The sequence below is a fragment of the Bacteroidota bacterium genome (assembly GCA_020402865.1).
In the GTDB taxonomy this organism is placed as follows: domain Bacteria; phylum Bacteroidota; class Bacteroidia; order Palsa-965; family Palsa-965.
The window spans coordinates 218,930-231,718 of record JADBYT010000008.1; the positions used below are offsets into that span (position 1 = coordinate 218,930).

6 protein-coding genes are annotated in these 12,789 nt (G+C 49.5%); 2 read left to right on the forward strand and 4 right to left on the reverse strand.

Features of this window, described 5'->3' with window-relative positions:
- Positions 1-10 precede the first annotated feature (10 nt).
- Positions 11-7,789, reverse strand: coding sequence for a hypothetical protein (locus IM638_06700; protein ID MCA6362709.1), 7,779 nt, complete (start codon positions 7,787-7,789; stop codon positions 11-13).
- A gap of 389 nt (positions 7,790-8,178) precedes the next feature.
- Between IM638_06700 and IM638_06705 the strand changes: the two genes are divergently transcribed.
- Positions 8,179-9,579, forward strand: a complete 1,401-nt coding sequence (locus IM638_06705; protein ID MCA6362710.1) for an MATE family efflux transporter — start codon at positions 8,179-8,181, stop codon at positions 9,577-9,579.
- Between the two features lie 125 nt (positions 9,580-9,704).
- Positions 9,705-9,944 carry a hypothetical protein gene (locus IM638_06710; GenBank protein MCA6362711.1) on the forward strand — a complete coding sequence of 80 codons (240 nt, stop codon included), beginning with the start codon at positions 9,705-9,707 and terminating at the stop codon, positions 9,942-9,944.
- On the opposite strand, the gene IM638_06715 is transcribed toward IM638_06710, so the two are convergent.
- Genes IM638_06715 through IM638_06725 form a run of 3 tightly spaced genes read right to left on the reverse strand, consistent with a single transcriptional unit; the run spans position 9,920 to position 12,766 of the window.
- Positions 9,920-10,447: a DinB family protein gene (locus IM638_06715; protein MCA6362712.1), complete on the reverse strand. Its 528-nt coding sequence runs from the start codon at positions 10,445-10,447 to the stop codon at positions 9,920-9,922. The two genes, IM638_06710 and IM638_06715, sit on opposite strands and share 25 nt — an antisense overlap.
- Positions 10,448-10,458: 11 nt before the next feature.
- On the reverse strand, positions 10,459-12,180 hold the full coding sequence (locus IM638_06720; protein ID MCA6362713.1) for a M3 family oligoendopeptidase: 1,722 nt from the start codon (positions 12,178-12,180) through the stop codon (positions 10,459-10,461).
- Positions 12,181-12,217: 37 nt separating this feature from the next.
- Entirely contained in the window at positions 12,218-12,766 is a 549-nt protein-coding gene (locus IM638_06725) for a DUF5606 domain-containing protein (GenBank protein MCA6362714.1), read from the reverse strand.
- Positions 12,767-12,789: the final 23 nt, after the last annotated feature.

The window sequence follows — 12,789 nt, forward strand, 5'->3', positions numbered from 1 at the left end:
GCACTTACGTTTAGGTTTTATTACTTACAATAGGCGGATACGGATTTTTCTTTCTATCAATCAGATCAAATTCTACTTCATCTTCAGATCCCGAATCTGCGTTGAGCTCTGTTAGAGATGTTAAATTAAATGTAGCATATGTAGTTTGAGGAATTTGTTTAAATGCTTCTTCTATTTGTTTATTGGTATAACCAACTAACGTGTATGCAGAATTTTTTGATGCCCAAAATGCGCCAACATTAGGATTGTATATACCTTTTGGAGTGCCTTTTAATATGAAATTTAAATAACAACACAAACAAGCCCTCTTTACCCCGGCTATACATTTCAGATTGGGTTGTCTTTCCACAATGTTGCCCTCCGCATGTTTTCCACTAATAATGCCGGGAACCAAAATTATCTTTGGATCAGGGTGTATGTTATTGTATTCGTTGATATCAACTTTTAGCTTTTGAGCATGCCTATATTGCCTGTTTGCGATCTTTTGTCTTCCAGTTTTGTCATGGGGACGTCGCATATCCCCTGATTTAGTTTTTTCTTTTTCTGGCAGTACTACTTTGTTTACTTCAAAATCTAAAAAATCAGATAATTTATTGTATCCGTTAAGAATATTATTTAATTTAGTATGTTGATCATTGCTGGATATGTAGATATTGCCATCAAGGCCAAGTCCTGATTGAATTTCAACAAACTTTGGGTTTTTACTGAAAATGGCATTGGACAAATGCCTTAATAACCGCTGTTCAAGGCTGTGATCATTTCGTGGTTTTACCATTTCCATTTCCCATACATATAAACCACTCCCATCCCGCCCTCCTCCATTTATGTCAGTTGCTTTCGATTTCGTCATTAAATCAACCAAGAGATTGATAATTTCTTGAGCCCGAGGGTCCATTTCCTCTTTTATTTCCTTTTTTGTTTTTTGTTTTTTTGCTTTCGGTTGTTTTTTATTGCTTTTTGATTTAAATACTCCCCGTTTTCCTAATAATCCAGTCAAATCATCGTTTTCTTCACCCGACGAGTCATCTCCAGCCATCCCCGTCGGGTCATTATACCGCACCGGGTTACTCGAAACATACTCATACAAATTCGGCCCGTCCACCGGCCCCGCAGGGTCAGGACTCATCCACCGGCACGTCCATGTGGCATAATACCGCGCACCGTAATAATATAATCCTGTGGTGGCATCACGCTCCTTACCGCAGAAACGCAACTCTTTCGAATCGGCTTCCAGCTGGCTGTCTGCAATGGTATAAGCCGTGCCGCCATACACATAATATTGTTCGTACGTGAGCAGTTCGGCAGTCTCGGTTACTTCCATGGTTACCGAATCGAGCGGATCGCAAAGCTGGTAGCGGTACTGCACATCGCCGGCAGTAATTTCCGATTGGTTGGGCGGTGCGGTGATCCACACATGTGTAATAAGAGCTGGTGCATTGCCGTCGTTAAAAGTAATGGTGTGTTTTTCCGACTGCGGTGCGGGTGGGGTGGAAGGCCTTGTTGCATTTACCGGTGCCGTCCACGTACGCGACTGCTGAAAACCACCGAGGTAAATTTTCTCCGTATATTCAATATGCGTACCGCCGTTCACCATGCGTTCACTTACTTTGCGCACGCGGTTGCCGCTGGTGTTGTATTGGTAATATTCCGCATCGTTCAGCGTAACGGTTTCGCCGGTGTTTTCATCCGTAACCGTTCGTTCAATGGTTACCACATTTGAAATATGATTGAGGTAATTCCATTGTACCCGCGCTGTACTGCCCGGATTGAGCACCAGCGTGTTGCCATTACCGTCGTACAGAAACTGCGGCAGGCCCGACATGTTGTCTGACGGATTACCAACATACATCGTGTTCAGGTGGTTGTTCGTGTCCTGCACGGTAAACACCTGGGTCCAGTTGCCGCTGGCAGCAATGTGCCGTTTCAGAATCAAGTTATCACCAAAATCGTACGTGAACTTCTCCGTATAATTTTCCAGGTTCTGCAAATCGCTTGTGCTGCCGGCTTTCGGGAAACTTAAACTGCGCACCGCTGCGCCGCCACGCTCGGGCACATTCAGTCCCGGCATGGTGCGGCCATTCGCAGTAATAATGCGGTACAACGGATCATACGTGTACGAAGCCCCCGGCAACACCTGCTGGTTGTTGTTAAACACCACCGCATCGTTGTTGTCAATTGTACTGATGGTATGTCCCACGGGATCGTACGTGTAATACATATCCTGCAATACATTGCCTTCTTCGAAATCGCCGGTGCGTGTGGTGTAACTGCGCACAATCTGCAGCGTAAGTGCATCGTAGGTGTAAATAGAAGTTACTCCGTTGCCGTTTACCACACGTGTACGATTGCCGGTAGCATTATAATCAATATGGGTGATTACTTCTGTCCAGAGTTGCTCACCGGGCAATGCAGGGTTGTGTATTTTCTGTTTGCTGTTTTTTAATGCACCGTTAATGGTGTAGCTGAATTGCTGCAGTGTGCCATCGGGCAACGTGTCCTGCAGCACCTGGCCCGGCGCATTATACGTGGTTGAGCGGTTATAAACCGAAGGCGAATTCAGAATATCCTGTTGCGCCTGCGTGGTCCAGTTGGCTTCGGTTTTGTAATCAGGACGCAGGTACGTGGTTCCGCTCAGCGCTGCACCGGCAATGTTGTATGTTGGTATAATTGATAATCCCGATTCGTCATAATCTTTCCACGGTTTTCCGATCAGGTTATTGGCAGCTGCATCCGGAGCAGTTTCGCCATACACCGTTAACTGCACGATGTTATTCATTGCAGGCGATAATGTACTATTCATTACCTGTAATGATAACGGGCGCTGCAGGTTGTCATACGTGTTGATGGCCTGGTACCCATTGTTGTCCCACGAACATACCGGGTTGCCGGCTATGTTTGCGATGTTCCAGCGGAGGCCCGCGTCGGCACTTTCACTTTTTAACACCTGTCCGCCGAAACCGTATTCGCTGCGGAAATTAAACAGCACCGTTTCTTCACGCACCATTTTCAGAAACAGGCGCGCATCGGCATTATACAGTTGCTGCCTCTGGATGTTATACACACCGAGCGAGGTCATGCAACTTTGTGCCAGCCAGTCTTCGAGTTGTTCGCCGTTGTCCGGAAACTGCGAGCGGAACTGTGCGCTGAATCCGGGCGTGTATGGCTGAAAGTAATTCGTTACCCAGGCATTGGTGTCATCTTCATTTTCTTTTGCGAGGTAATTCAGACTTAGCAGTGCATTCCACACATTTACTGGTGTATCGGGATAGGCAACATCTTCGGGAATGGTATCTGCTGCAATTGCACCAAGGTTACACGCAATGGTGCGGATGGGGTTGCCAAGATTGTCAATAACAACTTTTGCCGGCGTATTGTAACACGGCACCGCCGCCTGCAATGCGGCGTATTCGGCCTGCTGCGCGGGAGTTGGTGTGGCCGGATAATTTTCCATGAACCATTTGTAATACGGCGCATCCAGTATGGTGTCGTTAAAATCGTACGAGTGTGTTTCCCACGATTGGTAAACGGATTTGGAGAAAAATCCTTTTGGTGAATCAGTGCGTATCACACGGCCAGCCGGGTCGTAATGAATCACCGAAGGAGGCGGCACCAATTGCTCGTCGATGATGCTTTGCTGGTCTTCAAAATACGGCGTGCCGCTGAAATACGGCAGGTATTGTTCCACCGGCATACCCTTGTTGTTATAAACGGTGCGGCCGCTTACTAACCAGCGTTCCTGTGTGGACGAATCGGGCGACGGATTTACAATTACGCCGTCAATTTTGCGCAATGTAATTTCGCCGTGCGTGGTTTTTACTTTGCTCTGCAAAACCGTACCGAGTCCATCGCTGTATGCAATGCTTATCGGCATTTGCGTTTCATCAACGCCTTTGCCTTCTGCCTGCAGTTCGTATGCATGATCCATACGTGTAACACCGATGGCGTTCAGGGGCTGTTGCCTGTTTTTCCAGGCAAAAATGTCGTTGTAAAAATAACTGCTTGCCCCTTGCAGGTAATTTTCCGGATGCGCAAGTACATCATCAAATGTGGCATTGCCTTGTATCACATATTCACTGATGGGCAGATCGCCGGTGTTTACACCATTGATGGTGCCATAGGCCGATGTTACAATCACCCGCCCGAGTGCATCGGTCAGCACTTCGGCCACGTTGCCGTTTGCATCGGTGCTGCGCCACGGACTCATGCTTTGGTAATCGTATTCGTAAGTGTTGCTTATGGAAATGGATTCCGTGAGTACCGCTGTTGATTGTGTGATGCTGAGGTAATACGGATCATATTGCACCGTGGTGCTGCCGTTAAAACCGTTTGCATCCAGCACGGTTGCCGACAGTATGCCTGTAATGGTTGCTTTGGTAATGGAAGGCGTATAAAAATATTCTACACCCCAGTTGTACAATTGCATCATGCCGTAGTTCCACCAGTAGCCATTGGCCAGCACATAGCCGCATTGGTTGGTGAGCATGGTGTTGTTTACTTTGTCACCATACGCCGCCGTAATTTCTTCGGGATCGAGCACAGCCGTTTCGGTGTGGTGCAGCAATGCCTGCGGATAGATGGCACCGTAAGCAGCAGCTGCAGTGCCGGTATCGTTCCAGAATACGCTGCGGCTCCAGCTCAGCAGGCGGCTCCAGGGTTGCGTTGCGGGAGGTGTGTCGCCTGATGCAAGCGGATTGGCAAGCGCGGTATTTACTAATTGCAATAACGCGTCTGGGGTAAACGGTGCATTGGCCGGTGCTTCAAAGCCGGCCGTTTCGTATCCTTTGCCCTGCCAGCCCACACCGAGGTATTGCCACGAATCAGGCGGATCGGTTTTTGAAATGTTTGGCGCATTGATGTACCAGCTTTCGCTCACCACCACGCGCAACTTTTGCTGCTCCGGATAAATTACAATACGATCGTCATCCTGATCACGACGCGGATAGCTGATGGCCGCACTCAGCAGCGGGTTTCCGTATTCATCCATGCTCAGCACGAGGCTTTGTGCAATGTGCGGATCAGCGGGATTGCGGTCGTAGGTGTAACTCAGCGAATTGTTACCTACCGGCATCAGGCTGCAGTAACGGCCACCGAGGCGCGGCTGGATCAAACGCACAAGTACCGAACTCATGGAAACGGTGTACGGATTTTCAGCCAGCGACGAATTGTCTTCGGCATACACTTCGCTGCGTATGGTTTGACCGGCCAATGCGGCATACGCCTGTTTGATGGAAAGCGCATCCTGAGCCTGCATGGCATCATCAAACGTAAACACGGGGATGCTCCATTGCTGCGCATCGCCTTTGTAAAATTCCGTTTCGTATTGCGCCAGAATTTCCGGTGTCTGTTCGTATGCACCGGTAATAAACCAACTGCGCGAATACACCGGCGGCATCCATAAATTTTTATCGAGCAGATCGGCCACCTGTTGGTTGAGCACGGCCGATGCTTCAAACTGTTCGTAGGTTTCGCAGTCCCACGTTTCCACATAACCGAAGCCGCGGAACTCGCGCTCCACCGGATCGAAATAACCGTCGTGGTAACGGTAACGCTCCGTATAAACGGCGCCGGTGAGCTGATCGGTGGTGGTGCTTTCGCTCACCACGCTCACCGCAATGGGCAGACGTGTGGGCCAGATGCGGCCTTCCTGTTTGTCGCGCAGGTGTTCGAGTACGGAGGTGGTGTAAGTTACAGCCGATAATCCGCCCACGCCGTTGTCAACGCATTGCAGCAGGTAGGGTTTCTGTTTGTTGCTGAAATCGTAATACCAGTGACGCACTTCCGGATCGGCCACCGTAAAAACAAGCGATGTCGTTCCGTAGCCGCTCACATCGCCCGCCGTAATGGCCGTGATGTTTGAATACGGACCGGGAAAAATAATTTTTACCGGTTCGCTGAAACGGTTGCCGTTCTGATTAAACCAGATGTGCGCATAACCGGGATAACAATACACAATGTCTGTTGCGCCGCTGCCGTCTGCATCAATCAAAAAAACGCGTGAGGCATCAAATGCGCCATCCACCAGTGGTGCGTTTGCAAATTCAACCGCTTCGCCGAAATGCCCGTGACCGAGACAGGGCCACACGGTGAGCAAACCATTACGCAACTGAAAACGATGTGATAATCCGTCGCCTAAAAAATCAGAAAACCCGAACAGCTCTTCTGCACCGCCCTGTGCTGCTGCCGGAAAACGTGGCGGCGTTTGAATATAACTGGCCGGCGCAAAACCGTCTTTGCCTTGGGATGCGTAAAATTTCAGTGCGTTTTGTTCATTAAAAAACAAATCGCTGCGCCCGGTTCCGCTGAGGTCGGCCAGTTCTTTTTCGGGTGATAAATATTCCTGCGGAAAATCGGCGAAAGATTGAAACGGTTTCCAGTGCAGGTTGTTTCCCTGTTCAAAAAAGCCGTTGCTTACTCCATCATTCACTACCAGATCAAGCACATTGTTGCCATCGAGCGATGAAAGTGTAACCTGTCCGCTCTGCAAATCGCGGAACACGGGAAACTGTTCAAGCACACGCATGGGCGCAAATTTTCCGTTGCCCAGCGGTTCCAGGTAACCGGTAAAACTATCGGTGCTGTATAACAAACCGTCAATGCCGAGTCCGTCTAAATCAACCGGAATAAATCCCGATGAATTAAAATAGCCCGGTGCTTCTGCCTCCAGCAGTTGCCAGGTGGCAGCCAGCGGATTAAAATCCTGGTAGGTTAATTCAGCCGCCGGTGAATCCTGTATCCAAAGCGGATGTCCGGACTGTAGTTTGTAACCGCGGCTGTACACCCGTTTAATAATGCTTAATCCGGAATGCGGTGTAATATCATATTCCGGAAGCAGTGCCGTAGTTGTAAAAGGAGCACCATTGTTTTCACCGGTGAAAAAATGACGCAGGTAAATGCCGTAACACAACCGCGCGGTGCGTATTTCAAAACCACTTTTGTACGTGCTGAATATATCCGGCCGTGCAGTCCATTGTGTGGGTGCAGCATCGGGATTGTCTTTGTTCAGCTGCCCGTAATCAAACACCACTTCAAATGCAAAGTGTTCCTCCAGCCCGTTTCCTGTGTTAATATAATAGTTGCCGTATTGAATCGTATCCGGGTAACGCTGCGAGGTAAAATCGCGGCCGCGGTTGAATGGGGTGTCGGGAATACCTACGGTATCTCCGGCTTTGTAATTGTAATTTATTTTGTTGCCGTGCGGATCAACTGTTTGTTCAATGAGCCATTCAAAAATATGTTCCGGGTTTGCGGGATCGGCAATGCGTCCGTTGGAAGTAACCCCGTAATAGCTGGTAACGTTATCGGCAGAAAGCACTTTCCAGTAACTCAGCCGCGTGCCGCTATCAGTCCATTGTTCAATCAGTGCAAACCCGCCTTCCACGCGGGGCACGTAACGCACGATGTTCCAGGTTACATCATTTATTGTGCAGGTGTATGCATCAGCCGTCCAGCTTCCGTTTTTCTCGTTGTATTTCGGAAGTAGTTCACCGCCGCCGAGCAGAAACACATCGGTATCATCGTAGCGCGGAATACCGGTGCTGGTTTTCCGCATCACCGAATCCATGCCAACGGAAAAACCGAGTCCGAATAATCCGTTACCTGCGCCGGAACTGTAAGCGAGTGTAATGCCTGGCGCAACTCCGCGTGCATCGGGTGTTCCGAACGGAATGCTGAACCCACCGCCCCCGCTGAAAGGTTGCGACTTAAACGGTTCGCTGATTCCGCGCAATGCACCGCCACCGGAAGGCATTGTTACTTGCGGTGCTTTAATATCAATATTGGTTTTGAGCATAGGGCGCCGATGCAGATAAGGAGTAAATTTCGTTTCGGTATTGCAATTAAATAAAAAAATGATTTATCTGTTTGATAGCTTCCCGACCTGTTAATATTTCCACGGCTGTAAATTCATTCAAAAACCAACACAGACCACTATTTTCAATACACTCACAACTTTATTCCATTTAATAACCATTAATACAAACACCAATAATCGAGTAAAAATACCTGCTCATTAATCTGATTTAATAAAATGTTATATCTGCCCGTACAATAGCAGAGAAAGTTCCTTTTTAAGAAGTTGTGAATGATTCCACTAAAAGATAAATAACAAATTCGTAAAGTTGATTTTTGAAGATTGTTACGGTCTGATTGTTTACTCAGGTTTTTTTATTCATCGAAACTGTGCTGCAAGTTGAATTTCCGGCACTGCCAACCCTTACCTTTGCGCCCATGCTCAATAAGCTGTTGCCCTGGCGCACTCATATTTCAACGCTGCTCACACTGGCTATTCCGGTGTGTCTTAGCAACGTGGGTAATATTTTTGTCGATCTCACCGACAATTATTTTGTGGGGCAGTTGCCCGAGCGTACCGAGGCGCAGGCGGCCATCAGCATGGCGTTTGCGGTGTATCATTTTGTGCTGGTATTGCTCATCGGCACATCTTACGGACTTACTCCCATTGTGGCATCGGCGGCGGCTACGGGCAACAAGGCACATATTGGCAAACACCTGCAGCACGCGCTCGTGTTAAATCTGAGTATTGCACTGGTGCTGTTTACCTTGCTTGCACTTTCATCGCCGCTGTTTCATTACGCCAACAAACCGGAGGCTGTGATTGACATTGCCATACGTTTTCTGAACGTGACTATTTTATCGATGATTCCGCTGAGTGTGTTTTTCACGTTCAAGCAATTTGCGGAGGGGATGTCAGACACGCGCACAGCCATGGTTATTTCCATTTCGGCCAACCTGCTTAATATTTTGCTCAACTGGCTGCTGGTGTTTGGCAATGCCGGTTTTCCGAAGCTGGGCGTAATGGGATCGTGCTGGGCCACGTTTATATCGCGTGTGGCGATGGCGGCGGCCATGTTTGCTTACATACGCCTCAGCCGCCGCTACCGCGATTACCGGCTTAGTCTTTGGCCGGCTCAATGGAACTGGAGCATTGTGCGCGAGCAGCTGAAAATCGGCGTGCCGTCGGGGCTGATGTTTGCCATGGAAGTGGCTGCATTTACAATGCCTGCATTTTTTATTCCCGGCACGGCCGAACTTGCAGCACACCGCTCGGCACTGCTGCTGGCTTCAATGACCTATCTTATTTCGAGCGGGCTATCAGCCGCGGCTGCAATACGCACGGGGCATTTCCTCGGGCTGGGTGAAATGCGTAATGCACGTCGCGCCGGTATGAGTGCCGTGCTGGTGGCGCTTGGCGTAATGACTACCGCTGCCGTTTGTTTCATTGCTTTTAACCACGAGCTGCCTGCCATTTTCAACAAAAATGCCGATGTAATTGCCGCCGCCTCTACCCTGCTGCTTATTGGCGCGGCGTTTCAGTTGTTTGATGGTATTCAGGTCACTGCACAGGGTGCGCTGCGTGGAATCAAAGACACACTTGTGCCCGGCTACATTGCTTTTGCGGCCTACTGGCTGGTTGGACTTCCGCTCAGCTATTTGCTTTGCGTAAATGCAGGCATGGGTGCGGTGGGCGTATGGATCGGATTTGTGTTTGGACTGATTGTGAGTTCCACCGGCTTTTTGTGGCGGTTTATCCGGCTTACCGGAAGACAGCGTGCTGGTGTATAATGAAGCGGAGCGATTTTTCCTGCAGCACGATTCAAAGATTACTGAATACGTTTTACCGAACGTTTCAGCGGCTTTGATGCGACAAGGTGGCTTCGAGAACCTCAGACACCTTGCAGCGGTTTTGTATGCGGTGGCTTCGAGAACCTCAGACACCTTGCGGCGGTTTTGCATGCGGTGGCTTCGAGAACCTCAGACACCTTGCAGCGGTTTTGCATGCGGTGGCTTCGAGAACCTCAGACACCTTGCAGCGGTTTGCACGCGGTGGCTTCGAGAACCTCAGCCACCTTGCGGCGGTTTTGTATGCGGTGGCTGAGTTTATCGAAGCCACCGCGTGCTGCACTTATGTAAAAAGTACAGCGCCGTAGCGTTGGCGCAGCACATTTTCATGGTGAATCTGGTGGCCGGCAATAACCCAAAGGCAAGCCAGCGGTGTGAGGGGTTTGCCGTTGGCAATACCGTTGGCATGAAGGGCTTCTTCGTCCATGGAACGGAACAAGGTAATGGTGCTTTCGCGTACGGTGCCGTATTCATGCGCAAGATCAGTGAGGGTACGTTTTCCGAAACGCCCTTCCACGGCATACGTATTTTCGTCGTAACCGGGGATCGCCTGTTTTTCGCCGCGCGCAATGGCCAGCGCACGGTAGGCAAAAATGCGCTCGGTATCAATAATATGTCCAACCAGTTCCTTTACACTCCATTTCCCTTCGGCATAGCGGTAGTCTTCGTGTTCGAACGCCACTTCCGAGAGCAGGGCCTTGAAATCGAGAATCTGTTCTTTGAGGGTGTGCAACGGGTTGTTGCCAGGCACGAGGCTGATGTAGTTAATCAGATAATCGTTGTAGGTGCCAGGTTGCGGATGTGGAAACATATGAATTATTTTTAATGTTCAAGCCGGTCAATTTCATCGGCCACAAAATGCACAAGTTCGCGTACGTAGCTGCGCGAAAAATCGAAACGTATATTGGCGGCGGCGTATATTTCGCCAATCGGACGCGTGTAGCCAAGTCGCAATGCTTTTTCGTAGCCGTCGATACCTTTTTGTGCATCGTTGCGGTAGTTGCGCCATACTGCAATTGCACCAAGCTGAGCCATTCCGTATTCGATATAGTAAAACGGCATTTCGAATATGTGTAATTGCTTCTGCCAGTTGTTGGCGAACATAATATCCAGTCCATCCCAGTTAATACCGGGTAATGCAAAGCGGCTGTAAATCGTTTTCCATGCGGCAGCGCGGTCAGTGGCGGAGTGTGCAGGATGCTCGTACACCCAATGCTGAAAAGCGTCAACTGCGGCTACCCAGGGCAGCGTTTCGAGCGCATATTCGAGCTGGCGAAGGCGCGCGCGGCGATATTCTTCGGGTGTGGGGTAATAAGGCTGCCAGTGTTCCATGGAAATAAATTCCATGCTCATGGAAGCAAGCTCGGCCACTTCCGAAGGCGTATTCCGGAGTGCATTGAGCGGAAGCGCATTCATCAGAAATGAATGTATGGCGTGGCCGGCTTCATGCACCATGGTGGTTACATCCTGCTGTGATCCGGTTGCATTCATAAAGATGAACGGCACGCCCGACTCGGGCAGCGGGTAGTTGTAGCCGCCAGGAGCTTTGCCAATGCGCGAATCAAGATCGAAATGTCCGAGGGCATCCATCTGCTTCAGATAACCGGCATATTCGGGCTTCACGGACTGAATGCTTTCGAAGGTTTTCTTCAGCAGGTCATTGCCATTGCTAAATGGATGCAGAGCGGGTTTTCCTGCAGTATCCACATCAAGATCCCACGGACGGAGTTCAGTTAGTCCGAGTGCCGCGCGGCGTTTTTCGTTGAGCTTAACCAGCAGCGGCATCACCTCTTCGGCAATGGCGTCGTGAAAGGCAAAGCAGTCGGCAGGTGTATAATCAAACCGGCCCATTGCAGCAAACGAGTAATCGCGGAAATTGGCAAACCCCGCATTTGCAGCCACCTGCTGGCGGAGTACACAGAGCTGGTCGAAAAGCTGATCAAACTTTTCGCGATCCTGCAGGCGGCGCTGCCAGATGCTTCGCCACACGTTTTCGCGCAGGGCACGGTCGGTATGTTGCATCAAACGGGCAGCCTGCTGCAAGGTTATTTCTTTTCCTTCGTGCTCAATGCTCATGGCGCCGGCTATGCGGCCGTATTGCTGTTTGATGTTATCAATTTCGGTAAACAGCGGAATATTTGCCTCGCGGTAAATAGTCAGATCGTTTCGCACACTGCGCAAAAAAACGCCGTAGAGCGATTGATCGAGCGCATCGCGGTAAGGCGAGTGGTCGATAATTTCGTTAAACCGGTTAAACCACGGCGAAGCATTGGGTTCGATTTCCGACACAAAAAACTCGTAGGCCTGTTCGGCTTCAGCATCGGCCGTATTAATACTGGATCGAATATAGCGCCAGGCCATTTCTTCCGAAAAAACCGACTCAAGCTCGTTTATGTCTTCGAGCCAGCGTTTAAGATCATCGGCCGAATTTACAGGCCTTTCGGCCAGACTGCGAAACAACGGCTCCACTTCGTTCCACGAATCGAACGATACGGTCTCAGGCAAAAATTTACGCTGCATGCGCAGAGGGTTATGCACTTTCATGGCGAACACAAAAATAAATTGACGAAAAAAAACCGGATCAGGCTGATCCGGTTTTACGTACACCCTGGGCTTTCACCTTTGGCGCATTACTTTTTGCCATGCTCTTGGAAGCCACATCTTTCTTGGGCTTGGGCATAGCCGGTGTTTTCTCTTTTTCGGTTTTTACCTTTTTCTCTTCACCGCTTTCGGTTTCCTCTTCTTTCACTTCGAGCAAACCGGCTTTCTGAAGCAGGTTATACCAGCTGTAGAGTTTTTTCAGGTCGGAAGTATGCACACGGTCTTTATCGTACTCAGGCAATACTTTCTCTGTGTATTCGCGCAGAGCGGCATCATTGGCCGACTTTGAGTCGATTGCAGCGCCGCCTTTTTCGGCTTCGTAAACTTTGGCAAATACATCTTTCAGCGGCATATCTTCGCCGGTGGTGTAAATGCTGATATCGCTCAGGGCGCTTATGCGCTGCGAAGCAAAAGCCGTAGTGCGTTTCTTGTCGATGAGTGATTCAACCACCACACCGTTTTTGGCCTGTGCGATCACTTTGTACAAACCGGGCATGCCGGCAATTGAAATTACGTTACTCAGATCCATGCGTATTCTATTGTTGAGGGGTA